Source organism: Nocardia sp. NPDC052254, from assembly GCF_040679495.1.
In the GTDB taxonomy this organism is placed as follows: Bacteria; Actinomycetota; Actinomycetes; order Mycobacteriales; family Mycobacteriaceae; genus Nocardia.
The window spans coordinates 710079-735919 of sequence record NZ_JBFAUW010000003.1; the positions used below are offsets into that span (position 1 = coordinate 710079).

Below are 25841 nucleotides of genomic sequence, written 5' to 3' on the forward strand. Positions count from 1 at the left end.
CCCGTCAGGATGCCGGTTGTGCGCTCCGGTCGGCGGTGTCGAGGATCCCATGGGCGAAGGTCTCGAGGATGCGCTGGTGGGTTTGACGGGGGAGCTGCCGGTTACCGGGTTCGCCGAACGGGGTGCCGGGGCGGGCCGGGGATTCGCCGAGCAGCCGGTCCAGTCCGGGGCGGGTCACCATCAGCAGGCCGTGGGTCGCGCGGGTGCAGGTGACGGCCAATCGGCCGAAGGCGGAATTGAATTCGTCGAGTGCGACCGCGGAGTTCAGTGGGTGGATCGCGATGGTGATCCCATTGGTCTGGCCCTGCCAGGAGTCGACCGTCGACGCCACGATATCGGTGTCGTCGAGGCCGTATTCGGCGCGCAGGCGCGCCACGACATCGGTCGCGTCGTCGACCGCTTGGTTGCGGGTCGCCAGGATCGTGATGAGCGGATCGCCGTCGCGGTCGCCCGGTCGCTTGGTGACAACGGCCCCCGTCGGCGCCCCCGTGCCGTCGTACTCCGCCTGCTCGAGCGAAAAACCCACGGACAGTAGACCATCGAGCAACGATTCGACCGTCTGCATCAGTGGCAGGTCGATGTCGGCCGCTTCCGGGGCCGGCAGGCCGTCGATTTCGAGCAGTGTCGGCACACCGGTTCCGACCTGCCGCCAGATCCCGGCGATCGAGTCGGGCAGTCCCGCACCGATCACGAGCGCCCGGTCACCCGGGGCCGCCACACAATCGAGCTCGCCCCATTCGGGATAGAACGCTCGCCACAGATCGAGATGACCGGCGGCTGGGCGCCATACCGCCGGAAGTTCCACCGACCAGGTGCGCTCGTCGGTATCGAAGTCGGTGGGCCAGGCGCGGTAGGGGTTGTAGCCGGGATCGCCGCGCCACGGATTCGTGCTGACCTCCAGCGGCGGCAGCTGCCCCACATCGCCGACCCCGACCGTGATCGGCGCGATCTTGGCGACCTTGTCGAACAGGTGGTGGGGCAACTGCCAGGCCTCGTCGACGAACAGCACGTCGAAGACGTGATCCTCGTGCCGGGACGGCGCGAGGTGCTCGCGCAACCGCTTCGCCTCGCCCATCGCCCCGAGTTTGTGCGAGGTGGAGATCACCACGGCGCACTCGGGCGGAATACCGGCGGTGCTCGTGGCCACGGTCGCATGCGCCGCCGTGTCGTCGGGTACGTCGGCCAGCCGTTCCTTGGATACGAACAGGCACACCCGTTCCTTGCCGAGGTTGCGCCCGATCGATTTCGCGAGTGGGTGGATCTGTTTGTTGGTGAACGCGACGATCGCCACCCACGCGCACTGCGGATGCGCGACGGCATCGGACACCAGCCGTGCCAAGACGAACGACTTGCCCGCTCCCGCAGCCGCCTTGAGCAGAATTCGATCGATCTGCGCGGCCCCCGACAGCGCGTCGCGCAGCACCCCGACGGCCTCGTCCGCGACTGCCGCGTTACCGGCGGCTGCCCGCGCGTGATGCACGCGCCGGGTGTGCCGCGGTCGCGGCTGGGTGAATTCGATCGTCATTCGAGGTCGTCCATCGTCACGTCGTCGGGCACCGGATCGGCGGGCGCGGCAGCCAGATTCGCGGTGGGTGCACCGGACGCGGTCACCTCGAACGCGTCCGCGTCCACCACCGGCGGCCAGGTCTGCGGATTGAGTTCGCCGTTTTCCCGGAGTTCGGCGAGCTGGTCGGCCCGGTCGGCTTCGAAGACCTCGTGTGGTCGGCAACAGTACTGATGAGCATCGGGATCCTCCGCGTAGGAGCCGGATTCGCAGTCGGCCCGGGGCGAGGAGATCTCGTCGGACTTCGGCCGGGTGACATTGAGCGCCTTGTAGGTCTTGTTACTCGAGAACCACTCGTAATCGGCGACGACCAGCCGATCACCGACCGTCAACTCTGGAACCACCAGTGGGGCCCACGCGAACAGGCGCGCATGGTCGCCGGTGCTCGACAGCGGACCGATCGGCAAGCCCGTGAACTTGAAACTGCCCTTCTGCACCGCCAATTCGACTCCCGGGCGCTCCACACACGGATCACCGCCGATGTGCAACAGCACGATCTTGGACTCGTCCCCGATGCGCCGGGAATCGACCCGCAATACCAGCGGATCCACCGTCACGACAACCGCATCGGCGATCGATCGGTCGCCGGCCGCCGCGGCCCGATCGGAGGCCACCTGCGGATTGCCCAGTGCGAGTAGTTGATCGCGGCATTTCCCGTCGCTCTCGATCACCGGCACCAGCGAATTGCGCCAGTATCGATAGGTGCGCCCGAACCGGACGAGGTCCGATGCGTGCAGTGCGAGCCGTCGCCGCCAGACCGCCTGCGCGTCACTCTCGATCGCCCGATGCACGTGCCGCAGTGCCGAATCCGGCACGGTGGCGAGGATGTCGAGGGCCCGTTCGAGGATCGAGCATTTGTAGCGCAGCTCCTCGCCGACCAGCTCCTCGTATGCCGCCGGATCCGGCGCCACGCCACGCGATCCGACCAGAGCGGTGTGGATGGCATCCGATCTCGGACTCGTCGATCGCGCGCCCGGGGTGTGCTCGCCGGCTTCGATCAGATCCTCGAACGCTCGCGGATCCAAACGGCCGGAATCGCGCGAATCGGCCCACCCCACCAGATAGTCCAATCGCTGCGCGGCGACGGCCGGTCCACCGGCGACGATGTGCCGTGCCAGGGCTTCGCGCAGGTCGACGATGGGCGAGCGCAGCGCCAGGGCGCGCGCTCGGTCCTCTTCCAGCAGGAACGACACCGCGGTGCGCGCGGTTTCGGCGAGAGCCGGCGGAATTTCGGCGGGTTCACCGTCGAAGGTCAGGGGCGTGCGGCCCATCGCGCGGTCGTGCTCCCATCGCAACCGGCTGAGCTCGATACCCGCGAGGTTGTCGGCGATCGAGGCGAGCACATCGGCCGTGGACGGGTCCGGAACCACGAGATGCACCGAACCCGGCGCGTTCGGGTCGGCCGCGTGCTGCCCGGCCATCGCCTCGCTCAGTTCCGCGCCGAGCAGGCGCATCACCTCGCGCCGGGTCCGCGGCGACGACTGCCGATCGTGAAAAATGGTGATCTGCCACGGTTCCCGGCCGGCGGCGGTGATCCGCTGCAGCGCCATGCCGTGAATACCGAGAGCGGCGGTATCGGATTTGGCGATCACCACATTGACGGTGCCCGCCGACCCCGCCGGATCGATGCGCCGCTGGCCGGTGGCCTGCGCGACGCCGTCTCGTGTCGCGGTCACATTCGCGACCACGGACGCGGGGGCGGATTCACCGCCACCGGTGCCGTCGACGAGACCGATCAACTGCGGGCGGATGTCCGCGGCGATACCGAGCTCGACCAGCAGATCGGCCGGATCGCCCGAGGTGCGAAGTTCATTGCGACAGTAGGAGAACAGTGTGCACGTGGTGCAACTCGCCGGATCGAAGGCCGATCGCAGATGGCCGACATACCGAGTCAGATCCTGCGATTCGTCGTAGGGCTGCAACTCGGCCTCGAGACGGCGCTCCGCCACCCGCATCCGAACCTCGGCCCGATGATCGTCGAGTCGCTCGACGAGTGCCTCCGGTTGCAGAAAGGCATTGCGCGGCACCGCCAGGACGCCGTGGGTGTGCACCCCCATCCCTGCCGGCCTCCGCACCCACGCCTGCGCGGCCTCGGCACCGAGAGCGACCTGCAGGAACCCCTTCAGCAGGCGGGTGTCCTCGATCCGGGAGCGCACCCGCTCGTAATCCTTGGCATCGCCGATGACCAGCCAGGTCCGGTCGCCACCGACCGCGGGAGCGACCACGGCGAAGTCGGGCTTCACCTCGGTGGCCTGATCCTGCTCGAAACCCGGGAACGTGATCGCCAGGCCGTGGATCAGCGTCGCCGCGCCCTCCGTCAGCGCGCGAGTGTGGGCCGTGTCCAGCAGCGCCGCCGTCTTGTCCAACTGCACGAGCGCATTCGCGGTGACGACCGCCGCGGGGCGATCCAGTCCGAGTCGTCCCACGGTCGTGGTGGTGATCTCGCTGACGAACTTCTCATCGCGCACCAGGTGCTCGAAGGTCATCGCCCGCATCCAGCGAGCCTCGGGAATACGCCCCGAATCGTCGGCGAAGCCCACATCGGCGGCGAGGGCACGACGGGTGCGGCCGACCACCAGCGGATCGGTGCCCCGGAACCGCGCGCACGCGGAATGCGCCGATGCCGCGACGGCGCTGGAAGCGCCGCCCACCGTCTTGCTCGCCATACGAAACCCCTATCACACCGTCATCCAGGATCGATGCCGTATCGCGGCGCGTCCGGGCACCGGGTCGGTCAGTTACTTGCCCGCTACAAGCTACCGCGGTGAATGAAATATCAAAGGCATTGGACTACAACACTTTCCGATAGTGTCGACGCCGTGGCCAAATATCGAACAGGACAGGTGACATTCGGCGAGGGGGGCGCATGCTGAACGACGAGAACGCGACACCGAGGCCGGGACGTCCGGTGGGGCACGGACCGGCGGAACGTCCGGCACCACAATTCCGGTTGGACTCGACCGAGTTCGCGGCGGACCCACACCGTGCCTACGCGGCCATGCGCGGCCGGGGCCCGCTGGTGCCGATCGAATTGGCGCCCGGCGTTCCCGCCACGCTGGTGATCGGTTACCAGGCGGCGATGCAGATCCTCGGTGACGAGGCCCGCTTTCCCGCCGATCCGCGCCGCTGGGAGCGGAACGCTCCGGCGGACTGCCCGGTCACCCCGATGCTGGGCTATCGCCAGAACGCCCTGCGCACCGCGGGGGTGGAGCACACCCGGTATCGCCGGACGCTCAGCGATGCGCTCGACACCGTGAACCTGCACAGTGTCCACCACGCCGCCGCGCGAGCCGCGGAGGGCCTGATCAATTCCTTCTGTGAGGCCGGTGCGGCGGATCTGCGGATGGATTACGCCTTTCCGCTGACGTTCCGGGTGCTCAGTGAGCTGATGGGCTTCCCCGAAGAGGCCGCGTCGGCGGCCTACCAGGGGATGGCGGCGATGCTGGAAGGCGTCGGCGCCGAAGAAGGCCAGCAGCGGTTCATCGAGGCTCTGCTCGGCGTCGTCGAGCAGAAGCGGGAGCGGCCCGGCGACGATCTGACCTCGCGGTTGCTGGCCCATCCGGAGGGGCTCGACCCCATGGAGATGGTGAACCAGGCGGCGCTGCTGTTCTCGGCCGGCACCGAGCCGACCTGCAATCTGATCCTGAACGCACTGTTGCTGCTGATGGCCGACGAACAGTACGGCGGCGATGTGCTCAGCGGCGCCATGGACACCCGCGACGCCATCGACGAGGTGTTGTTCGAGGATCCGCCGCTGGCCAACTTCTGCATGACCTATCCCCGGCAACCGCAACTCGTCGGCGATGTGTGGTTGCCCGCCGATCAGCCCGTGGTCATCAGCTTGGCCGCCTGCAACAACGACCCGAACGTCGTCGGCGGCGATCGCAAGGGCAACCGGTCCCATCTGGCCTGGGGTGTCGGCCCGCATGCGTGCCCGGCGCAGCCGCTCGCCCAGACGATCACGCGGCAGGCCATCGACCTGCTGCTCGATGCACTTCCGGATATTCGCCCGAAAGTTCCTGCCCAGCAACTACGTTGGAGGACCGGGCAGTTCCACCGAGCCCTGGTGGCGCTGCCGGTGGTGTTTCCCGCCTGTCCGCCGATGCGTCTCACCTGATAGAGGATTCCGATGACAGATATGCAGCCGCTGGTGCTCGATCCCAGCGCCGCCGACGTTCAGGGGGAGCTGGCGCGTCTGCGCTCCCGCGGCCCGATCACCCAGATCGTGCTGCCCGGCGGGGTGCCGGCCTGGTCGGCGACCGACGCGGGTGTGCTCAAGAAGCTGCTCACCGATCCGAGGGTCTCCAAGGACGCGCAGCTGCACTGGCCGCGGCTCATCGAGGGCGAGATCGGCCAGGATTGGGTGATGTTCCCCTGGGTGGCGGCGCGAAATATGCTCACCACCTTCGGAGATCAGCATCAGCGGCTGCGCAGGCTCGTCGCGCCGGCGTTCACGAACAAGCGCACCCAGGCGTTGCGGCCGCGGATCGAGGCGTTCGTCGCCGAATTGCTCGATGAGCTGTCCGCCGTGCCCACCGGTGAAATCGTCGATCTGCGTGCGGGTTTCGCGACCGCACTACCGATTCGTGTCATCGGCGAACTGATGGGCGTTCCCGCCGGAATGGACGAGCAGCTGCGGGTCCACGCGGACGGAATCCTCGACACCAGTCTCGACCCGGCCGAGGTCGGCGCGCATTTCGGCGCGCTGTTCGTCCTCATGGAACAGCTGCTGCAGCACAAGCGGGACAATCCGGGCGACGACCTCACCACCGTGCTGATGAACGCGCACGATGACGCGGACGGATCCCGGCTCGACGAACAAGAGCTGCGCGACACCTTGCTGCTGATCATCACCGCCGGTCACGAGACCACGGCGAATCTGCTGGACCACAGCATCATCGGGCTGCTCACCCATCCCGGGCAACGGAAAGCGGCACGCACCGAGCAGACACCGTGGCCGGAGGTGATCGAAGAGAGCCTGCGATGGAACGCCCCACTGGCGCACATGCCGCTTCGCTTCGCGGTGGAAGACCTCGTCATCGCCGGCGATGCCGATACCCCGGATGTCCGGATCGGCCGCGGTGACGTGATCATCGCATCGCTGGCCGGCGCCGGCCGCGATCGGAAACTGCACGGTGACACCGCGGACTCGTTCGACGCGAGCCGAGGGTCCAAAGAACACCTCGCGTTCGGCTACGGCGTGCACCATTGCCTCGGAGCGCCGCTGGCACGGCTCGAAGCGGCGGTGGCACTGCCGGCGCTGTTCGACCGTTTTCCCGATATGGAACTCGCGGTCGATCCCGGTGCGCTGCGGCCGCTTCCGAGCATTGTCACCAACGGACATCGCGAACTGCCTGTCCACCGGGTGGCGCCGTAGAATTCGGGAAGCGCCGGTCGCCGTCGTGGAGCCCGGCGCTCCCCGATTCGAAACCCGCTGTACCGATTCGCATTCGATCCACGCTTTACCCGGTGCCGATTGCTAGGCTCGAGGGCAAGGGCCGACACGAGGCAAGGGAGAGCAGCGATGCGAGAGGTCTTGGTCGCCGAGGTCCGGTCGGATTGCCGTCCCCGGTCGGCTCAGAAGGCTCGGTCGAGTGAGAACTTCTCGCTGGCCACCGTGCCGGAGGGGGCCGAAGAACTGCTCTGGCGGACCGGACCCGCCACCGAGGAGATCCGCTTCAGCGTGATGGTCGACGTCCGGGCCAACTACGACCAGCGCGTGCTGTCGAACATCGTCTCCGGCGGGCGAACACGCATCCCGCTCGAACAGAAGTCATTGTCGCGCCGTGGTTTCTACATCTCCGATCCCTCCGGTGCGACGGAGGATTTCGTGGTGACGGTGTTCGCGTTGATCCCCGGATGACCGGGATGCCGCGCGGCGCCGAGCTCCGGCCTGGCCGCCCCTCGCGGACGTGTTGGCTGCGGGGCTGCCGAGACTCCATTTCCCGTACAGACTCGCGCTGGTGCTGTTAGCTATGGTGCATTGGCCAAACTTCTGTCGTGCTTGACGGTTCATTCTCTGGAGTCACCCGTTTTGACAACATCACGTCTCGATCTGTCCGCCGCGCCGGGGCGCCCGGTCCCGCACACCGGGTCCCCGGTGGATACCGGTGGCCCCCGTATTCTGCTGGACACACCGGAATTCGTGGCCGACCCGCACAGCGCCTACCGGGAGATGCGCGGCCGCCACGGTTCGCTGGTGCCGATCGAACTCTCGCCCGGCGTGCCCGCGACGCTGGTCATCGGCTATCACACCGCGCTGCAGATCCTCAACGATCCCGATCATTTCCCGGCCGATCCGCGGACCTGGCAGCGAGCCGTGCCAGAAGACTGCCCGGTGCGCCCGATCATGCAGTGGTATCCGAACGTGATTCGCAGCGCCGGCAGTGCTCACCTGCGGTATCGGCAGGCGTTCTCGGCGGCCTTCGACCAGGTCGATCTGCACGCATTGCACACCACGGTCGAGAAGATCGCGGTCCCGTTGATCAACAACTTCTGTGAATCCGGTTCAGCGGATCTGGTGTCCCAGTACGCATTCCCGCTGGCGTTCGAGGTGCTCAACCGCATGGTGGGCTGTTCGGCGGATCTGGGCCAGCGCGTGGCCACCGGCATGGCGGCATTGTTCGACACGGTGAACGCCGCCTGGGGTCTGGAACATCTGAGCCGGGCGTTGATGGAACTGGTCCAGCTGCGTCGCGCCGAACCCGGAGACGATTTCACCTCGCGGCTGGCCCATCACCCGGCCAAACTCACCGACGAGGAGATGCTCTACAACCTGATCGTCTTCTACGGCGGCGGGATCGAACCGCAGCAGAATCTGATCTCCAACACCCTGCTGCTGATGATCACCGACGACCGCTTCGGTGGTGACATGCTCGGCGGCAGTATGTCCACCCGCGACGCGCTGGACGAGGTGCTGTTCAAGGATCCGCCGATGGCCAACTTCTCCATCACCTATCCGCGCCAGCCGATCCTGATCGACAACACCTGGCTACCCGCCCATCAACCGGTGGTGGTCAGCCTGGCCGCCTGCAACAACGACCCGGTGATCGAGGGCGGCGACCGCACCGGTAATCGGTCGCATCTGGCATGGGGTGCTGGCCCGCACGCGTGCCCGGCCCGCACGGTGGCCTACCTGGTGGTGCAGGACGCCATCGACCAGCTGCTCGACACCCTGCCGGAGATCGTGCTGGCCGTCGATCCGAGCGAGATCACCTGGCGCCCAGGACCTTTCCATCGCGCGATGGCGGCGCTGCCGGTCACGTTTCCCTCGACCCCTCGGCTGAATCTGGTGTAGGCCGCCGCATCGGCGACCGTGAGCCGGGGCACTCGGCCTGCCCGTATCAGTCCGGGCGATGGCCGCGAAAGGTCCGGCCCGGACAGCAGGGCCGGAGCTGGTGTCCGTTGCTACCGGGAATGCGCGGCATTCCCGAACACCGTGTCGTCACCGCGACGCGCGACCTCGGCTTCCGCCACCACCTCGTGATCCACACCCGGACATGTCGATCGAACGACCGACAGCACACTGCGTGGCGCGAGAATAGAATCTGTCGCAGAACATCTTTCGACGTGGGTCGGGGTATGCGGCCGGGAGCCGGGGAGTCCGTACCGAATGGTGCGTCGGTCATTCCTTCACCTGCTCGAGAAATCGAACCAGGACGACATTCCATGCCTCGAAACGATTCTTCTCGATTGCCGAAGCCGGCACGTGTGGCGGATCTGTTCACCGATCGTGTTCCGGAAAGTGCCGTGTTCACTGCCGCGCTCACGGCGCACCGCGCGTATATGGATGCCACCGAGGACATGTCGGCCGCCGAGAATGTCCTGGTCTACCACGGCGTGGGCGGGATCGGTAAGACGACGTTGTCGGAGCGGCTCGAAGCATGGAGCAACGGCGAATCACCCGCCGTCGACCGGTGGGGGCCGCCGATGCCTGTCGCGGCGACGTGCCGTATCGACTTGCATCCGACCCGGGGGCAGGTGGACATGGTGGCCGCGCTGGTATCGCTGCGCCGCGCTTTCGGAAAGGTCGAGCCGCGCTGGCCGGCGTTCGATGTCGCGTTCGCCGCCTACTGGTCCGCGATCCGGCCGGGGGAGGCGCTGCCCGGCGCGGATACCGAGGACGGTGCCATGGCCGAGGGCATCGCGGATTCGATCGGTGAACTTCTGTCCGACAGCGGGATTGCGTGTGCCGGGATCACCCCTCGAACCGTTCGCGGCGCGGTACACAAGGCTCGAACGCAGATCGCGCGGCACCGGCTCTTCGATCGATACGAGGGGTTCGAAGAACTGGTGCGGCGGTGTGGCGACCTGCCCACGCCCGATGCCCCGCATCCGGAGTTGATCATCGACATCGCCCATCTGCTCGATCTCGAACTGTGCGGATGGGAGGGTCCGCACGCACCTCAGATCGTCGTCTTCGTCGACACGTTCGAGCGACTCGCCGCCGACCCGCGCCGAACCGGAGAGGCCGCGTTGAACGAACTGATGTGGCGCATGCCGAACGTTCTGTTCGTGGTCACGGGGCGGCATCCATTGGACTGGTACGACGACACACGCACGAACCTGCCTGCTTTCGGTCGTGCGGCCTGGCCCGGACTCGTTCCCGGCGCGACGCGGGAACCGCGACAGCATCCGGTGGGCACGCTGGCGTCCGAGGATTGTCTGCGGATCATTCATCGTGGCCGGGAACTGTACGAGCTCGATATTTCCGATCCGGTGGCGAGCGAGCTGGCGCGCGCATCGGACGGTCTACCGCAATTCCTCGATCTCGCACTGGATCTCGCCCGCAACCGGAAGGTCACCGGCGGTGCTCCCATCGATCTGGACCATGTCGGCGGATCGCTCGACGAGCTGGTGATGCGGGTTCTCGCGGATGTACCGGCGGATGAGCAGCGAGCCCTGCGAGCAGCGTCGATGTTCCCGTTCTTCGACCTGTTCGTCATCGGTGAGGCGGCGCAGGTCGACGACGGTTGTGCACAGCGCGCGCTGGCGCGGCCCATGATCGATCGGCGTGGGTCGCAGGTATTCCCGTACTCCATGCACGACGCGATTCGGGCGGCGATCCGGAACTCCGATCATTCTGTTCCGCACGGCTGGTCGGATCGGGACTGGCGCGAGAGTGCCGAGATCGGCCTGTCGGCCTTGCATTATCGACATCGGATCGCGTCGGAGGCCATGGATGCCGAGGCGGCGCTCGCGGCGCTCGCGCTGGCCATCTCGCTGGTATCCGATCAGGAGTTGACGATCGGACCGGCCGCGTCGAAGGTCTACGAGGACTGGCTGAGCCAGGCCATCGTGCACGGGCCGTCCATCGCCGGGCTGCGGGCGACGCTGCCCGCCCGGGCGGTGACCGAGATGGGTCGCGGGATAGCCGATTTCGTCGCCGCGAGGACCACAGAGGTGACCGTCGATCAGTCCGTGGAGCTGTTGACCGGAGTGTTCGAATCGGCGCACCCGTTGCGGCTGCCGGCGGGCCGGCATCGCGGCTACGTCCTGCGTGACGCCGGTCGGTGGGACGAGGCGATCGCGGCGTTCGACGAGGTGATCGAGGTGTCGTCCACACCGCTGAATTGTTACCAGCGCGCGTCGACCTTCGCGACCGCCCGCCGATTCGCGGAGGCGATCGACGAATCGACAGGGTTGCCCGCGGCCCGGGCCGAGTCGATCCGCATCACATGCCATGCCTCCCATGCACGATTCGACGACTACCTCGATCGGAGGCGACAGGAGGTCGAGAAGCTGTGGGCGGGCCGCAGACAACGCGAGGCGCTGGCGGGCGAAGCCGCCACCCATCGATGGCGAGCACTACTCGACGGGCGGGTGGACCGCGCCGAACTCGACAGGTTGCACGACAGGGCGGAAGCGGCCGGACATCTGACCGCTCTTCGAGACGAGTATTCGGCCAGGTTGCTCTGCGATCCGGCGGCCGTCATTCCGAACGAGGACGAGCGGAGCTGGATCGAGAGTGTGGACCGTGCCCGGAATCGCGGAGAAATCGGCTACCGAACGGGCCTCATCCGACTGGCCATTGCACTGTATTCGGACGACGAGAGATTACTCGGCGAGCTGGCGCAGGAGACTCGATCGCGTCGGCACCGACGCGGTCGAACCTGGATTCCGATCGAGTGCGTGCTGGATTCCCATGGATACCGGGTCGATGCTCCGCCCGCGCAATGGCTGGAACCGTACAGCGTTGTTCGCACGCGCTGGCGACATCATTTCGACACGTGGCTGATGCGGGTTCGCGGGTGATGGGGCCTCGACGGCGGGGCTCGATCCGCGGAATCCATCGCGGTCCTGCCAGGGGGGCGTCGCACTAGGCTCGCAGGCGTGCCCACCCTGCTGATCATCCACCACACGCCCTCGCCGTTCCTTCAGGACATGTTCGAGGCGGTGCTGTCCGGTGCCACCGACCCCGAGATCGAGGGTGTCGAGGTGGTGCGGCGGGCGGCGCTGCAGGTCACGGCCACCGATGTCCTGGCGGCGGATGGATATGTGCTGGGAACGCCGGCGAATCTGGGATACATGTCCGGTGCCCTCAAACATGCCTTCGACACCTTCTACTACCCGTGTCTGGACAGCACCCGGGGCCGCCCGTACGGGGCCTATGTTCACGGCAATCAGGGCACCGAGGGGGCCGAGCGTAGTATCGCCACCGTGACCACCGGAATGGGGTGGGAGCAGGTGGCCGCGCCGGTGATCGTGACCGGGCCGCCGGACAAGGATGATCGAGAGCGTTGCTGGGAGCTGGGGGCGACGGTGGCCGCCGGATTGATGGCCTGAATCGCGACGGCACGGTCGCACCCCCCGATTTCTGGTGTCTCACGCGGAGATCATCGGCCCCGGCATACTCGACGGAAGGCCGTCCGCGTTCCCACAGGTCCGTGGTGCGGCGAGGTGTTCGGGGTTTCGGGAGGGCAGATCGTCATGACGCCACCGCGGCGGATCGGACTGGTCGAAGACCATGAGTCGGTCGCGCTCGGACTGGAAAGCATGCTGGCCGGCGAGAGTGATCTGGAATTGGTCGCGACCGCGGGGACGGTATCGGAATTGCTCTCCACGGCAGCGGAATTGGATCTGGTGATACTGGATCTGCGACTGGCCGACGGTTCCGGCCCGCAGGACAATGTGCGGGCCCTGCGCGATCGTGGACTCGAGGTGCTGGTGTTCACCGGCGCCGACAATCCCTTCCTGGTGCGGTCCGCGGCCCGCGCCGGTGTGCTGGGAGTGGTGCGCAAATCCGAGGATGTGCGGACGGTGGTCGCGGCCGTACGTGCCGCGGCGAGCGGTCAGCAGGTGGTGACCACCGACTGGGCGGCGGCCATCGATGGTGATCCGCAACTGCCCGACGTCGGTCTGAGCCCACGTCAACAGGAGGTGCTGACCCTGTACGCCTCGGGGGAGAAGGCATCCCGGGTGGCACGCCTGACCGGATTGTCCGAGCAGACGGTCAACGACTATCTGGGCCGGATCCGCCAGAAGTACGCCGATGCCGGACGGCCGGCCCCCACCAAGACCGATCTGTACAAGCGTGCGGTGGAGGACGGGTGGCTTCCGGTGCCCGAACGCAACAACCAGTGATCGCGGTCGATACGCCGGGGATCCTCGCGCGGACCGCGGCTGCCACGGGTATTCGGATGCCGGCTCGGATCGCGGTGCGGCGCGGGGCGCCCGCGGCGGAGGGGGTGCTGCGCCGGCTCGGCCTGTCGATCGGGGTGGGCGGGGTCATCATGGGCCTGGCCGAACTTCCCGAGATCACCGAACAGGCGCACTCCGCCGCCTCCTGGTGGTCGCCGGTCGCGGTGGTGCTGGCCTTCGGACTGTTCCCGATCCTCGCGCTGGTGTCGATATCGGGGAGTCCCCGGGTGATCCGGACCGTGTCCGGATGCGCCGCGGCGGGCTACCTCGCCGCGGTGGCCTCGATGACGCTCGCGGTCGACACCCACAGCATCACCGCCACATCCGTGTGGCTCTATCGGATCCTGGCGCTCGGCATACTCGCCGCCACACTGGCCTGGCCGATGATGGTCACCGTCGGCTACCTGCTGGTGGGGTCGGCGGCGGTGGCGGCGACGAGTGTCTTTCTGACCGAACCGCTCGCGGCCGCGTCGGTGCTCAGTGCCTGGGCGCGGGCCGCCGGTTTGTCGGCGCTGTTCCTGTGGTGCGCGGTGTCGGCGCTGCGGGCGGCCGACCGGGTGGACCGGAAATCCGCTGCGGCGGGCCGCCAGGCTGCCGAAGCCGCCGCGGCCGCCGCCCGCGACAACGAGAGCGCGCGGTTCGCGGCGCTCATCCACGATGCGGTGCTGTCGACTCTGCTGGATGCCTCGCGCGGCCGCGAGCCCTCGGATGCGCTGCGCCGCCAGGCCGAGCAGACCCTCGAACAACTCGACGAGATCCGGATGGAGACGGGCGGGCCCGATGTCCTCGACGCGGCCGCCGCGGTGAACTTCCTGCGCGCCTCGGTGCACGCGGTGAACACCGGCGTCCGATTCGCCACCCGCACGTGGCCGGGATTCGACGATCTGCAGATGCCGGCCGCGGCAGCGCGCACCGTGGCCGCGGCCCTGGCCGAGGCGGTGCGTAACAGTCTGCGGCACGCTTCGGTGCCGGGCCGCTCGGTGGCGCGCACGGTGACCTGCACGATCAGCGCGGGCAGTATCCGGGTGATCTTCGCCGACGACGGGACAGGCTTCGATGTCGGCACCGTCTCGGCGGACCGGCTGGGGGTCTCGGTGAGCATTCTCGGCCGGATGCGTCAGCTGCCGGGCGGCGCCGGATTCGTCGAATCGCAACCGGGAGAAGGAACCACGGTGACCCTGGTCTGGGGTGGTGACGGTGCGTACTGATCCGTCGCGGGACACCGGATTCGGGCTGCACGAGTTGCTGGGACTGCGCGGCGGTGCGGCCTGGCTGTTCCTCGTGATACTCGAGGTGACCATCGCGCTGTCCATGGCGCGCAACTTCGACACCACCGCCGCGGTGCCCGCGCTGGCCGCCATGATCGTGATGGTGGTGGCGGGCGCGCTGGCACTGATCGTCCCGGGCGAGCGGCTGCCGTGGGCCGCCACCGCATTCGTGGCCGCCGCCGGTGCGGTCGCCACCGCGCTGGCCTCGGTGGATCAGAGTCCGCCGCACGCCCGCTACATGGTCTGGACGACGTATGCGACCTCGTATCTGCTGGCGGTACTGGTGCTGCGCGGGCGGATGGCGGCGGCCTGGCTCGGGGTGGCCGGGGTTGCGGTCGTCCTCGTCGTCGACGGCGTCCAGGCCTGGCTGGCTCCCGGTGCGACCGTGGCCGCGATCGTGCCGGTCGGCACGGTGATCGCGATCTCGGTCTTCGCGCAGATCAATCGGTCCACCCAGCGATCACTGCGCCGGCTGCACGACGAATCGTCCACGCAGGCGGCGGCCGAGGCGACCATGGTGGCCGCCGATGCCGAACGCGTCCATCAGCTGGCCCGGCTCGATCGGGTGGCCCGGCCCATGCTCGAACGGATCGCCGACGGTGCGGCCCTCACCACCGGCGAGCGCGAACAGTGCCGGCTGCTCGAGGCGGAACTACGCGACGGACTACGCGCACCGCAACTGACCACCGATGAACTGAGTGGTGCCGCCCGCGGTGCCCGGGCACGCGGGGTGGCGGTGGTCCTGCTCGACGACGGTGCCTTCGACGGCACCGCGCACTGGCTGCGTGAGCGGGTGATCGCTACCGCCGCAAAGGAATTGGATGCCGCCAATGCGGGATCGGTCACCGTGCGGATCCTGCCGCCGGGGCGCCGCGTACTGGCCACGGTGCTCGCCCAGGCGCCCGATCACGACCGCCGGACCGAGATCGGCGCCGACGGCGCGGTGACGGTGGTCGACTGAGATCAGCAGTCTCCGGTTCCCGGCCCGCCCTTGCGCATCTGATCGCGCAGCGCGCCCTGGACGGCGCCGGCCAGCCAGGAGTTCAGCGATTGCCCGCTCTGGGTGGCGGCCTCCTCGGCACGGGACTTCAGATTCTCGACCATGCGCAAGGTCACACGGCTGATGTCGCCGGTCATCTCCTCGAAGGTCGGATGTGGATCCTCGGACCGGGTCCGGCGCACCTCCACCGTGACATCGGTGCCGGACAGGGCGACGTGCACCGACCGGTCGTCGAGATCGGCGTTGATCTCACCGGCCAGATCCGACAGTGCGGCCAACAGCGTCAGGCGCAGGGAGTTCTCGGTGGCGGCGGCGAGTGCGGCGGCGGTGGCCTGGGTCTTCTCGTCGCCCAGTGCGGCGGCCGCGATGAGGTCGTCGTGCAGGCGGGCGGTGTATTTGTTCAAGTCCATGACACCAGTATGACGTCGCACATGACGTCTTGCCAGTTTCACCGTGCTGTCACCGCCGACGTCGTCGCTGGACTGTGACCGGATTGTCGGGCGATATGGCGGACGACGGTTCGGTGTCGTCTCCACGACCGGGTAGCCTTTCTGACCATGACGAACGGTGAATCGACGCGAACAGGGCTGCGCGCGTCCGGCACGGTCGGTGTCGCGATGGTGACCCCCTTTACCGCCGAGGGCAAGCTCGATGTCGATTCCGGCGTCGCACTCGCCGCGCAGCTGGTCGACCGTGGCGTGGACCTGCTCGCCATCTCCGGCACCACCGGGGAATCGCCGACCACCACCGAGTCGGAGAAGTTCGATCTGCTGCACGCCGTCGTCGACGCCGTGGGCGAGCGTGCCACCGTCATCGCGGGCGCCGGTACCTACGACACCGCGCACAGCATCGAACTCGCGCGCAATGCCGAGCGGGCGGGTGCGCGCGGTTTGCTGGTCGTGACGCCGTACTATTCGCGACCGTCCCAGGAGGGCCTGCTCGCGCACTTCATCGCGGTTGCCGACGCCACCGATCTGCCGGTGACGCTCTACGACATTCCGCCGCGCTCGATCGTGCCGATCGCTCCCGACACGCTGCGCCGCCTCGCCGAACATCCCAACATCGTCGCGGTCAAGGACGCCAAGGGTGATCTGGGTGCCGGCGCCGAGATCATCGCCGATACCGGGCTCGCCTACTACTCCGGTGACGACGTCCTGAACCTGCCCTGGCTGTCGGTGGGCGCGGTCGGATTCATCAGCGTGATCGGCCATCTGGTGCCCGAGCGGCTGGTGCAGTTGCGCGACGCCTATGCCGCCGGGGCCGTGACGGCGGCTCGTGACATCAATGCCAGCTTGTTGCCGGTGAATCGCGCGATGGCCAGGGTCGGTGGTGTCGCGCTGATCAAATCGTCGCTGCGGATGCTCGGCATGGAAGTGGGTGAGCCGCGGTTGCCGCAACTGATGCCGGCGGGAGCGAATCTGGAAGCCGTTGTCGCCGACCTGCGGCTGGCGGGGGTGCTTGCATGAGTGAGCCCGTGAACCCTCGTCCCCGTCGCCGGTCCGCCAGTCGGGTGGCGGGAGCACCCGACCCGAAGCCTGTCACGTCACGGGAGAAGCCTGTATCACCTGCACCGGAACAGGTTTCGCCGCCCGAGCCTGTCCGTGACGCCGAACCGGCCGGAAAGGCCGAACCGGCCCGCAAGGCAGAATCCGCCGGGGCGCGCTCCGGCGGAGCCCGCGCCGCAGAGCAGCCCGCGCGGGCCGAGCAGAGCGCCGACCGCGGCCGGTCGCCCCGCCGCGCCGGCCGAGGCCGTCAGAGCAGTCGTGGTCGCACGGAACAGCCTGCACCGCAATCCGTTTCGGCCGCGTTGCCGGCCGGTCTGCCGCCGAAGCTGCCGAAGCAGGGCCTGCGGGTCTACGCGCTCGGCGGAATCGGTGAGATCGGCCGCAACATGACCGTCTTCGAATACAACGGCACGCTGCTGATCATCGACTGCGGTGTGCTGTTCCCCGAAGACCAGCAGCCCGGCGTCGATCTGATCCTGCCGGACTTCCGCCCGATCGAAGATCGCATCGACGATGTGGCCGCGGTGGTGCTGACCCACGGTCACGAGGATCACATCGGCGCGGTGCCGTTCCTGCTGCGGCTGCGTCCCGACATCCCGGTGGTGGGTTCGAAATTCACCCTCGCGCTGGTGGCGGCGAAGTGCCGCGAACATCGGTTGCAGCCCAAGCTGATCGAGGTCACCGAGGGACAGAAGACCGGCCACGGTCCGTTCGACTGCGAGTACTTCGCGGTCAATCACTCGATCCCGGACGCCATCGCGGTCGCGGTCCGCACCCCCGCGGGTCTGGTCCTGCACACCGGCGACATCAAACTCGACCAGTTGCCGCTCGACGGCCGACTCACCGACCTGGCCGGGTTCTCCCGCCTCGGCGACGAGGGCGTGGACCTGTTCCTGGTCGACTCGACCAACGCCGAGGTCCCCGGATTCGTCACGCCCGAACGCGAGATCGGGCCCGTGCTCGACAATGTGATCGGCAAGGCCAAGGGGCGGGTCATCGTGGCTTCCTTCGCCAGCCACGTGCACCGCATCCAGCAGGTGGTCGATGTCGCGCAGCGCCACAACCGCCGGGTCTGCTTCGTCGGCCGCTCGATGGTCCGCAATATGCAGATCGCTCAGGATCTCGGCTATCTGACCATCCCCGACGGCATCGTCGTCGACCTGGACCAGGCCGCGAACCTGCCCGTACACAAACTGGTGCTGATCTCGACCGGTTCGCAGGGCGAGCCGCTGTCCGCGCTGTCGCGCATGGCGCGTGGCGACCACCGCCAGATCAACATTCGCGCCGACGATCTCGTGGTGCTGGCCTCCTCGCTGATCCCCGGCAACGAGAACGCGGTGTTCGCGGTGGTCAACGGCCTGGCCCGGCTCGGCGCCACGGTGATCACCCAGCAGAGCGCGAAGGTGCACGTTTCCGGCCACGCCTCGGCCGGTGAGCTGCTCTACCTGTACAACGCGGTGCGGCCCACCAACGCCATGCCGGTGCACGGTGAATGGCGGCATCTGCGCGCCAATGCCGCGCTGGCCGTGGCCACCGGGGTGCCGGAGGACCGGGTCGTGCTCGCCGAGGACGGTGTGGTGGTCGACCTGGTCGACGGCATCGCCTCGATCGTTGGCCGCTATCCCGTCGGGCAGGTGTATGTCGACGGCCTGTCGGTCGGCGATGTCGGTGAGTCCACGTTGTCGGATCGCCTGGTCCTGGGTGAGGGTGGCTTCATCTCGATCACCGTCGCCGTCGACGAGACCACGGGCAAGGCAGTCAGCGCGCCGGAGGTCAGCGGCCGCGGCTTCTCCGACGACCCGGGCGCGCTCATGGGTGCGCAGGAACTGGTCGAGGCGGAATTGTTGCGTCTGGCGGGCGAGGGTGTCACCGATACCCACCGCATCGCTCAGAGCGTGCGCCGGGTGGTGGGGCGCTGGGTCGCCGACACCTACCGCCGTCGCCCGATGATCGTGCCCACGGTCCTCGGCGTCTGATCGCCCGCGCGGCCCGCCGACGCGGGCCGCGCGCTACTTCGCTTGTGCCCGAACCCATCACGTTCTGGTCGAGTGCGAGGTTCGCGCGGATGCCGGCGCTCTTCGCGTCGGCTCCGGTCGGTCCGCGAGCTGTCCCGGCGAAGGCCCTGCGTGGTCACGCTCCGCTACCGCCTCCGCGCCCTGACCCATTACGCTGTGCTCTTTCGGAGCGAAATGGGGGGCGCTGCGTGGTCACGCTCCGCTACCGCCTCCGCGCCCTGACCCATTACGCTCGGCCCCATGAGTATGGCTCAACGGGAACGCCGGGCCCTGGTCGCGACCATGACGGCGGCCGGGCCCGGTGCCCCGACCCTGTGTGGGACCTGGACCGTGCAAGATCTGGCCGCCCACCTGGTCGTCCGGGAGCGCCGCCCCGACGCCTCACCCGGAATTCTGCTGAAGCCGCTGGCCGGCCATCTCGAATCGGTGCAGGCCAAGGCGGCGCAGCAGCCGTTCACCGACCTGCTCGAGCAGATTCGTACCGGACCGCCGTGGTGGTCACCGCTCAAGCCGGTGGACGCGGTGGTCAATCTGACCGAGATGTTCGTCCATCACGAGGACGTCCTGCGTGCCCAGTCCGATTGGCAGCCGCGCCTGCTGCCCGCCGACGACGAGGCGAAACTGTGGTCCTCGGTGCGGCGGATGGCGCGGATGGCCTACCGGAAATCCCCGGTCACGGTGGTGCTGGCGACGCCGGAGGGTGAACGCGTGACCGCGCACAACGTGGGCGGGGATGCGGTGGTACTCACCGGAAAGCCATCGGAACTGCTGCTGCACGCGTTCGGCCGCAACGAGGTCCGGGTCGACGCGACGGGCGATGTGGACGACGTCGCCGCGGTGTTCGCCTCCGATCGCAGCGTCTGAACCGCCTTCCGGCCCGGTCCGCCCGCGATGGCCGAGCAGTGTTCAGTGGCCGAATCCGGCCGCTGACGGCGCTGTGAGGTCGGCAATGATGTGGCTGGGATGGGTGTTGCGGATGGTCCCGATGGGGCTGTTGCGGCTAGCCTGAGGTCATGGCAGGTAAGTCCCGCGGCACCACGACCACGAGTTCGCGGGCGGGATCCACCCGGGGGCGGGCTCCGGCGCGGACTCGCACCGGTGGCTCTCGCACACGATCGACGCCGCGCGGACGGACACCGGCCCGGCGGCCGGTGCGCAGGACGCCGCAGACCGCACCGTTGGCGGTGCTCAGCCGGGGGATCGGAAACGGCTGGTCCGTGCTGGCGCGCGGATTCGGCGCCACCACCCGCACCATCAGCCGCGCCGGGGAGATCGAGCACGGCCACCGCCGCGACGGAATCGCCCTGGCGCTGGTGGCATTCAGCGTGATCATCGCCGCCGCGGTCTGGATGGCTGCCGGCGGTCCGGTCGGGCACTGGGTCGATACCGCGGTGCGGGCCATCGCCGGATCCGTCGCTGCCGTGGTGCCTTTCGTCGCCTGCGGGATCGCGGTCGTGCTGATGCGCACGGAACCGCGGCCGGAGATCCGGCCGCGCCTGGTTCTCGGCGGTCTGCTGATCGGCCTGCCGGCACTCGGCATCTGGCACGTCCTGGCCGGTGCCCCCACCGATGCCCACGGTCGCGCCCATGCGGCGGGGTTCGTCGGGTATGTGATGGGCGGACCGCTCAGCAACGGTCTCACCGCCTGGCTGGCGGTGCCACTGCTGTTGCTGGCCATGGTCTTCGGCCTGTTGCTGGTGACGGGCACGACCGTGCGGGAGGTGCCGCACCGGCTGCGGGAGCTGTTCGGAGTCCCGGACGGCGAATACGACGATGACGACGGGCAATACGGGCTCTACGATCCTGAAAACTATGACGCGGACGGTTTTCCGACGCACAAGAGCCGTTCCTCGCGCCGCGGCCGCAGCCCCGCGGAGAACTATCCCACCGACGAATTCGGTGGCGCCGACGCGGTCACCGAGGTGCTCGGGGAACCGCCGCTGCGCGAGGCCAAGGACATCGCCGCGGACGAGGGCGAAACCCCGGCGGCGGCGAAATCCGCGGCGGCCGGACCCAAGACACGCAAGGCGCCCAAGGTCGTCGATCAGACCCCGGAGCCGCCACCGCAGCAGCAGCTGGAATTCGTCACCGATCGCACGGTCGACGGCGACTACCAGCTCCCGCCGCTGACCCTGCTCACCGACGGCGATCCGCCGAAGAAGCGCAGCGCCGCCAACGAATCGATGATCGAGGCGATCACCGAGGTGCTGGTGCAGTTCAAGATCGACGCCGCGGTGACCGGGTTCGTGCGCGGCCCGACCGTCACCCGTTACGAGGTCGAGCTCGGCCCGGGTGTGAAGGTCGAGAAGATCACCGCGCTGGCCCGCAACATCGCCTATGCGGTGGCGACCGAGAATGTGCGCCTGCTCGCCCCCATTCCGGGCAAGTCCGCGGTCGGCATCGAGGTGCCCAACGCCGACCGCGAACTGGTGCGGCTGGCCGATGTGCTCAAGGCGCCGTCCACGCGAAACGACCACCATCCCTTGGTGATCGGCCTCGGCAAGAACATCGAGGGCGAGTTCGTCTGCGCCAACCTGGCGAAGATGCCGCATCTGCTGGTGGCGGGTTCGACCGGTTCCGGTAAGTCCAGTTTCGTGAACTCGATGCTGGTTTCGCTGCTGGGCCGGGCCACCCCGGACGAAGTGCGGATGATCCTCATCGACCCCAAGATGGTGGAACTGACGCCGTACGAGGGCATTCCGCATCTGATCACGCCCATCATCACCCAGCCCAAGAAGGCCGCGGCGGCGCTGGCCTGGCTGGTGGAGGAGATGGAACAGCGGTATCAGGACATGCAGGCCAGCAAGGTCCGCCACATCGACGATTTCAACAAGAAGGTGAAGTCGGGCCAGATCACCGCCCCGCTGGGCAGCGAGCGGGTCTACCGGCCCTACCCCTACATCCTCGCCATCGTCGACGAGCTCGCCGATCTGATGATGACCGCGCCACGCGATGTGGAGGACGCCATCGTGCGCATCACGCAGAAGGCGCGCGCGGCGGGTATCCATCTGGTACTGGCGACGCAGCGGCCCTCGGTGGATGTCGTCACCGGTCTGATCAAGACCAATGTGCCGTCGCGGCTGGCCTTCGCCACCTCGTCGCTGACCGATTCGCGCGTCATCCTGGACCAGCCGGGTGCGGAGAAGCTGATCGGTATGGGTGACGGCCTGTTCCTGCCGATGGGTGCCTCCAAGCCGACCCGTCTGCAGGGCGCGTTCATCTCCGACGAGGAGATCCAGGCCGTCGTCGACTTCAGCAAGAATCAGGCCGAACCCGATTATCAGGAGGGCGTCACCACCGCCAAGGCCGGGGAGAAGAAGGACGTCGACCCCGATATCGGCGATGATCTCGACGTCTTCCTGCAGGCCGTGGAACTGGTGGTCACCTCGCAGTTCGGCTCGACATCGATGCTGCAGCGCAAACTGCGGGTCGGTTTCGCCAAGGCCGGCCGGTTGATGGACCTGATGGAAACCCGCGGAGTGGTCGGCCCCAGCGAGGGATCCAAGGCGCGCGATGTGCTGATCAAACCCGATGAGCTCGACGGTCTGCTGTATTCGATCCGTGGTGGCGGCGAACCGGAGGAGGCCGGGGAATCGGACGCCGGCGGCTAGCCACCCGGACCGGTCACCGCGTGTAGGCCCAGCCCGTCACCTCGTCCAGCTCGATCGCGATCACCGGGCCCCGTGGTGCATCGTCCTGGTACTGGGGGTATTTCGCGAGCAGCCAATCGATCGGCGCATTCCGATCGGTGCCGGTGCGGATGGTGGCGATACCGTCGGCGCGCACCCACCACAGCTGTGCCCACTGCTCGTCGTAGTGGTCGGCGAGCACCGAGACCCGCGGCCGCACGGCGATATTGCGCAGCCGCCGCAGCGCCATGGTGGATTTCGGTTTCCCGTCGACCGCGGTGACCAGGAGCGAACCGTCCGGTGACAGCGCGAAGGTGACCGGCACCAGATGTGGCCGTCCGGACTCGTCGGCGGTGGCGAGCCGGGCGACGCGGGCAGATCGCAGCCGGGTCAGCGCGACGCCCGGATCCAGGCGTGGCATTACGCGGAGAACGCACCCATGACCGGACTCCACTCCACGAAACGTTTCGCGGCGATCAGATCGTGCTGGGCGAACGGGTCGGCCGCGAGCAGTTGCCGCATCGCGGCCGCGTCCTCGGCGCGGAACAGGATCAGCGCGCCCGATCCGTCGGGATACGGGCCGGTGGACAGCACCACGCCTCGGTCGACCAGATCCGCCAGCCATTGCCGGTGCCGGGGCCGGTGCTCGTCCCGGCCGGGCGCGGCGTCCTCGGCGTAGGTGTAGTGGACGGCGAAGATGGGCACAATCGCTCCCGGAAAGGTCAGAGGGTCAGCAGCATTCGAGTATTGCCGAGGGTGTTGGGCTTGACGTAGCTGAGGTCGAGGAATTCCGCCACACCGGTGTCGTAGGAGCGGCACATCTCGGCGAAGACCTCGGCGGTCACCGGGGTGCCGTCGATCTCGGCGAAGCCGTGCCGCGAGAAGAACTCCACCTCGAAGGTCAGTACGAACAACCGTTGCAGCTGTAACTCCCGGGCCGTTGTGATCAGCTGATCGACGATCAGGCGCCCCACACCGCGGCCCTTGGCGTCCGGATGTACCGCGACCGTGCGGACCTCACCCAGATCGGCCCACAGGACGTGTAATGCGCCACACCCCACGACCTGTCCGTCCACCTCGGCCACCCAGAATTCCTGGACCGATTCGTAGAGGGTCACCAGATTCTTTTCCAGCAGGATGCGGCCCGAATAGACGTCGACGAGGTTTTTGACGGCGGGGACATCCGAGGTGCGGGCGCGTCGGACGAGCACAGTGCCGGGGCCGGTGGCGCCGATCGAATCGCTGTGGGGTGCCCGCGTGGTCATGGGGTGCACAGTAGTCGGCGCGCCAACCGATAGTCTGGTGGAGTGCCGCACATCTCGTCTGCCCGCCCGTCCCTCACCGCCGGGGGCCGCGGCTGCGCGCATTCCGGCCGGGGGTGCCGGTGAGCGTGCAGAGCGACGATATGGACCGGACCTGGGCCGAGGCCGGTAGAGCGCGGGCGAATCTGGTTCCGCCACAACCGAAGCGCACGGTCGAGCCGTCGGCGGTGCCGCTGATGAACATCGCCAACATCCTGACGATCCTGCGCATCCTGATCGTGCCCATCTTCCTGCTGGCGTTGTTCGCCGGTGACGGGCACGACACCGGCTGGCGGATCGGTGCCGCCGCGCTGTTCGGCATCGCCGCGATCACCGACCGCATCGATGGTCAGGTCGCCCGCAAATACGGTCTGGTCACCGACTTCGGGAAGCTGGCCGATCCCATCGCCGACAAGGCGCTGATCGGTGCCGCGCTGATCGGCCTGTCCGCACTCGGCGATCTGCCCTGGTGGATCACGATCGTGATCTGTGCTCGTGAGATCGGGGTGACACTGCTGCGGCTGGCCGTGGTGCGCCGCGGCGTGATCCCGGCCGGGCGCGGAGGTAAGGCCAAGACACTGGTGCAGTCGGTGGCCATCGCCGTACTGCTGCTGCCACTCGCGGGTGCCTGGGCCGGCGCGGGGATGGCGCTGATGTACGTGGCGGTCGTTCTCACGGTGCTCACCGGATTGGATTACGTGGTGCAGGCCGCGCGGCTGTGGGCCCGGCCGGTCGAGCGGCGATGAGCACGCCGGCCCCCGGCCTGCCGGATGTTCCCGATCCGGTCACCGGGGTCCCCGGCACCGCCGCCCTGGTGGCCGCCCTGACCGCCCGCGGCCAGACCGTGGCGACCGCCGAGTCGCTCACCGCCGGATTACTCGCGGCCACCATCGCCGGTGTGCCGGGTGCCAGCGCGGTGTTGCGCGGCGGGCTGATCGTCTACGCCACCGATCTCAAACACCGTCTGGCCGGGGTCGGTGAGCACACGCTCGCCAGCGAAGGCCCGGTGGCGGCGGCGACCGCCGAACAGCTGGCGGTCGGTGCCCGGACGACGTGTCTGGCCGATTGGGGGCTGGGGCTGACCGGTGTCGCCGGACCGGATCCGCAGGACGGTTGCCCGGTCGGCACGGTCTTCCTGGGACTGAGTGGACCCGGCGGTACCGAGGTGGTGAGGTTGCACCTGGCGGGAGACCGGTGGACGATCAGGATGAACGCGGTGCGAACGGCCGTTGCGGAGCTGGTACGCCGCATGGCCGGCTGAGGACGGCTCTGCGGTGGTCGTCGATCGAAATTCATCGGCGGGAACCAACCGGAGGGTGTACGACGTTGGCACTGTAGACGGAGGGTGCGTCACGCTCGACGGCGGTCGTGCTCGGCCCGGTGAGGCGAGAACGTGAAGGAGAACGAGATGACGCTGCTTCGAGAGGCCATCGGCGAAAGTTTGCGGCGCGCTCGCATCGCCCAGAGCCGGACCCTGCGCGAGGTCTCGACGTCGGCGCGGGTGAGCCTGGGGTATCTGTCCGAGGTCGAACGCGGCCGCAAGGAAGCATCGAGCGAACTGCTGGCCGCCATCTGCCAGGCGCTGGATGTGCCGTTGTCACAGGTACTGGTCGATGTCAGTGCCGCCATGGCGGATGCGGACGCTCCGGCACCCGCCCGGCAGCCCAGCGCACCGGTGCCGAGCGCCAGCGCGACGGCGGAGTCCGCCGACGCGGCGGCCGCGCGGGCGGGTATCGCCGAGGACACCCGGATCGTGATTCCGGCCCCCAAGGCCGAGAAACTGGTCTTGGTACAAGCGAAGTGAGTCGCCGTGGGGCGGGCATCGGCAGAGTTGGGTGCCCGCGAGGCTGTACGACGGAGCGGAAACGGATAGATTCTCTGTAAGCGTCTGTTTCGGGTGGTTCGGCGGCCCGGATCGG

The 25841-nt window shown here is 68.1% G+C and carries 22 protein-coding genes; 16 read left to right on the forward strand and 6 right to left on the reverse strand.

Annotated features, from left to right (window positions below; all coding sequences use genetic code 11):
• Positions 1-4: 4 nt before the first annotated feature.
• On the reverse strand, positions 5-1525 hold the full coding sequence (locus tag AB0L57_RS11955; protein WP_364960413.1) for an AAA family ATPase: 1521 nt from the start codon (positions 1523-1525) through the stop codon (positions 5-7).
• On the reverse strand, positions 1522-4230 hold the full coding sequence (locus tag AB0L57_RS11960) for a hypothetical protein (protein ID WP_364960415.1): 2709 nt from the start codon (positions 4228-4230) through the stop codon (positions 1522-1524). The genes AB0L57_RS11955 and AB0L57_RS11960 overlap by 4 nt, the downstream gene beginning before the upstream one ends.
• 200 nt (positions 4231-4430) lie before the next feature.
• On the opposite strand from AB0L57_RS11960, the gene AB0L57_RS11965 reads away from it, so the two are divergent.
• The 9 genes from AB0L57_RS11965 (at position 4431) to AB0L57_RS12005 (ending at position 15433) form a co-directional block, all read left to right on the forward strand.
• Positions 4431-5681: a cytochrome P450 gene (locus AB0L57_RS11965; RefSeq protein WP_364960417.1), complete on the forward strand. Its 1251-nt coding sequence runs from the start codon at positions 4431-4433 to the stop codon at positions 5679-5681.
• 12 nt (positions 5682-5693) lie between these two features.
• Positions 5694-6941, forward strand: a complete 1248-nt coding sequence (locus tag AB0L57_RS11970; RefSeq protein ID WP_364960419.1) for a cytochrome P450 — start codon at positions 5694-5696, stop codon at positions 6939-6941.
• Positions 6942-7088: 147 nt separating this feature from the next.
• On the forward strand, positions 7089-7427 hold the full coding sequence (locus tag AB0L57_RS11975; RefSeq protein WP_364960421.1) for a hypothetical protein: 339 nt from the start codon (positions 7089-7091) through the stop codon (positions 7425-7427).
• Between the two features lie 171 nt (positions 7428-7598).
• Positions 7599-8861 (forward strand): cytochrome P450, encoded by a 1263-nt coding sequence (locus AB0L57_RS11980; protein ID WP_364960423.1) that lies wholly within the window; start codon positions 7599-7601, stop codon positions 8859-8861.
• A gap of 395 nt (positions 8862-9256) precedes the next feature.
• Positions 9257-11818 carry a hypothetical protein gene (locus AB0L57_RS11985; RefSeq protein WP_364960425.1) on the forward strand — a complete coding sequence of 854 codons (2562 nt, stop codon included), beginning with the start codon at positions 9257-9259 and terminating at the stop codon, positions 11816-11818.
• Positions 11819-11896: 78 nt separating this feature from the next.
• Complete coding sequence (locus AB0L57_RS11990; protein WP_364960427.1) at positions 11897-12349, forward strand: NAD(P)H-dependent oxidoreductase; 453 nt, start codon at positions 11897-11899, stop codon at positions 12347-12349.
• Between the two features lie 144 nt (positions 12350-12493).
• The gene (locus tag AB0L57_RS11995; RefSeq protein ID WP_364960429.1) at positions 12494-13147 is read left to right on the forward strand and encodes a response regulator transcription factor; all 654 of its coding nucleotides are present in this window, start codon (positions 12494-12496) and stop codon (positions 13145-13147) included.
• 56 nt (positions 13148-13203) lie between these two features.
• Complete coding sequence (locus AB0L57_RS12000) at positions 13204-14412, forward strand: ATP-binding protein (RefSeq protein ID WP_364960431.1); 1209 nt, start codon at positions 13204-13206, stop codon at positions 14410-14412.
• On the forward strand, positions 14402-15433 hold the full coding sequence (locus AB0L57_RS12005) for a hypothetical protein (RefSeq protein WP_364960433.1): 1032 nt from the start codon (positions 14402-14404) through the stop codon (positions 15431-15433). The genes AB0L57_RS12000 and AB0L57_RS12005 overlap by 11 nt, the downstream gene beginning before the upstream one ends.
• A gap of 2 nt (positions 15434-15435) precedes the next feature.
• Here AB0L57_RS12005 and AB0L57_RS12010 read toward each other — a convergent pair whose 3' ends face one another.
• Positions 15436-15882 (reverse strand): hypothetical protein, encoded by a 447-nt coding sequence (locus AB0L57_RS12010; RefSeq protein WP_364960435.1) that lies wholly within the window; start codon positions 15880-15882, stop codon positions 15436-15438.
• Between the two features lie 147 nt (positions 15883-16029).
• Between AB0L57_RS12010 and dapA the strand changes: the two genes are divergently transcribed.
• The 4 genes from dapA (at position 16030) to AB0L57_RS12030 (ending at position 22603) form a co-directional block, all read left to right on the forward strand.
• Positions 16030-16938, forward strand: a complete 909-nt coding sequence (gene dapA, locus AB0L57_RS12015; protein ID WP_364960437.1) for a 4-hydroxy-tetrahydrodipicolinate synthase — start codon at positions 16030-16032, stop codon at positions 16936-16938.
• Entirely contained in the window at positions 16935-18953 is a 2019-nt protein-coding gene (locus AB0L57_RS12020; RefSeq protein WP_364960439.1) for an RNase J family beta-CASP ribonuclease, read from the forward strand. Before dapA ends, AB0L57_RS12020 begins: the two co-directional genes overlap by 4 nt.
• A 279-nt stretch (positions 18954-19232) precedes the next feature.
• Positions 19233-19856, forward strand: a complete 624-nt coding sequence (locus tag AB0L57_RS12025; RefSeq protein WP_364960442.1) for a TIGR03085 family metal-binding protein — start codon at positions 19233-19235, stop codon at positions 19854-19856.
• A 149-nt stretch (positions 19857-20005) separates the two neighbouring features.
• Positions 20006-22603, forward strand: coding sequence for a DNA translocase FtsK 4TM domain-containing protein (locus tag AB0L57_RS12030; RefSeq protein WP_364960444.1), 2598 nt, complete (start codon positions 20006-20008; stop codon positions 22601-22603).
• Between the two features lie 13 nt (positions 22604-22616).
• Here AB0L57_RS12030 and AB0L57_RS12035 read toward each other — a convergent pair whose 3' ends face one another.
• From AB0L57_RS12035 to AB0L57_RS12045, 3 genes are read right to left on the reverse strand one after another with little or no spacing between them, the layout of a single operon-like run.
• Complete coding sequence (locus tag AB0L57_RS12035) at positions 22617-23042, reverse strand: TIGR03668 family PPOX class F420-dependent oxidoreductase (RefSeq protein WP_364960446.1); 426 nt, start codon at positions 23040-23042, stop codon at positions 22617-22619.
• A complete protein-coding gene (locus AB0L57_RS12040; RefSeq protein ID WP_364960447.1) occupies positions 23042-23326 on the reverse strand; it encodes a YciI family protein in 285 nt (94 codons plus the stop codon). The genes AB0L57_RS12035 and AB0L57_RS12040 overlap by 1 nt, the downstream gene beginning before the upstream one ends.
• A 17-nt stretch (positions 23327-23343) precedes the next feature.
• Positions 23344-23886 carry an amino-acid N-acetyltransferase gene (locus tag AB0L57_RS12045; protein WP_364960449.1) on the reverse strand — a complete coding sequence of 181 codons (543 nt, stop codon included), beginning with the start codon at positions 23884-23886 and terminating at the stop codon, positions 23344-23346.
• A 233-nt stretch (positions 23887-24119) separates the two neighbouring features.
• On the opposite strand from AB0L57_RS12045, the gene pgsA reads away from it, so the two are divergent.
• From pgsA to AB0L57_RS12060, 3 genes are all read left to right on the forward strand, one after another.
• Positions 24120-24668 carry a CDP-diacylglycerol--glycerol-3-phosphate 3-phosphatidyltransferase gene (gene pgsA, locus AB0L57_RS12050; protein ID WP_364960606.1) on the forward strand — a complete coding sequence of 183 codons (549 nt, stop codon included), beginning with the start codon at positions 24120-24122 and terminating at the stop codon, positions 24666-24668.
• Positions 24665-25183: a CinA family protein gene (locus tag AB0L57_RS12055; RefSeq protein ID WP_364960451.1), complete on the forward strand. Its 519-nt coding sequence runs from the start codon at positions 24665-24667 to the stop codon at positions 25181-25183. The genes pgsA and AB0L57_RS12055 overlap by 4 nt, the downstream gene beginning before the upstream one ends.
• A 147-nt stretch (positions 25184-25330) precedes the next feature.
• The gene (locus tag AB0L57_RS12060) at positions 25331-25726 is read left to right on the forward strand and encodes a helix-turn-helix transcriptional regulator (protein ID WP_364960453.1); all 396 of its coding nucleotides are present in this window, start codon (positions 25331-25333) and stop codon (positions 25724-25726) included.
• Positions 25727-25841: the final 115 nt, after the last annotated feature.

What these genes read in the sequence shown, in the direction of transcription:
- AB0L57_RS12060 (WP_364960453.1), top strand. Translation starts at nt 25,331, where the DNA reads ATGACGCTGCTTCGAGAGGCCATCGGCGAAAGTTTGCGGCGCGCTCGC.
- AB0L57_RS11995 (WP_364960429.1), top strand. Translation starts at nt 12,494, where the DNA reads ATGACGCCACCGCGGCGGATCGGACTGGTCGAAGACCATGAGTCGGTC.
- AB0L57_RS11975 (WP_364960421.1), top strand. Translation starts at nt 7,089, where the DNA reads ATGCGAGAGGTCTTGGTCGCCGAGGTCCGGTCGGATTGCCGTCCCCGG.
- AB0L57_RS12025 (WP_364960442.1), top strand. Translation starts at nt 19,233, where the DNA reads ATGAGTATGGCTCAACGGGAACGCCGGGCCCTGGTCGCGACCATGACG.
- AB0L57_RS11955 (WP_364960413.1), bottom strand. Translation starts at nt 1,525, where the DNA reads ATGACGATCGAATTCACCCAGCCGCGACCGCGGCACACCCGGCGCGTG.
- AB0L57_RS11970 (WP_364960419.1), top strand. Translation starts at nt 5,694, where the DNA reads ATGACAGATATGCAGCCGCTGGTGCTCGATCCCAGCGCCGCCGACGTT.
- AB0L57_RS12020 (WP_364960439.1), top strand. Translation starts at nt 16,935, where the DNA reads ATGAGTGAGCCCGTGAACCCTCGTCCCCGTCGCCGGTCCGCCAGTCGG.
- AB0L57_RS12035 (WP_364960446.1), bottom strand. Translation starts at nt 23,042, where the DNA reads ATGCCACGCCTGGATCCGGGCGTCGCGCTGACCCGGCTGCGATCTGCC.
- AB0L57_RS11960 (WP_364960415.1), bottom strand. Translation starts at nt 4,230, where the DNA reads ATGGCGAGCAAGACGGTGGGCGGCGCTTCCAGCGCCGTCGCGGCATCG.
- dapA (WP_364960437.1), top strand. Translation starts at nt 16,030, where the DNA reads ATGACGAACGGTGAATCGACGCGAACAGGGCTGCGCGCGTCCGGCACG.
- AB0L57_RS12000 (WP_364960431.1), top strand. Translation starts at nt 13,204, where the DNA reads ATGCCGGCTCGGATCGCGGTGCGGCGCGGGGCGCCCGCGGCGGAGGGG.
- AB0L57_RS11965 (WP_364960417.1), top strand. Translation starts at nt 4,431, where the DNA reads ATGCTGAACGACGAGAACGCGACACCGAGGCCGGGACGTCCGGTGGGG.
- AB0L57_RS12030 (WP_364960444.1), top strand. Translation starts at nt 20,006, where the DNA reads ATGGCAGGTAAGTCCCGCGGCACCACGACCACGAGTTCGCGGGCGGGA.
- AB0L57_RS12055 (WP_364960451.1), top strand. Translation starts at nt 24,665, where the DNA reads ATGAGCACGCCGGCCCCCGGCCTGCCGGATGTTCCCGATCCGGTCACC.
- AB0L57_RS12010 (WP_364960435.1), bottom strand. Translation starts at nt 15,882, where the DNA reads ATGGACTTGAACAAATACACCGCCCGCCTGCACGACGACCTCATCGCG.
- AB0L57_RS12045 (WP_364960449.1), bottom strand. Translation starts at nt 23,886, where the DNA reads ATGACCACGCGGGCACCCCACAGCGATTCGATCGGCGCCACCGGCCCC.
- pgsA (WP_364960606.1), top strand. Translation starts at nt 24,120, where the DNA reads ATGAACATCGCCAACATCCTGACGATCCTGCGCATCCTGATCGTGCCC.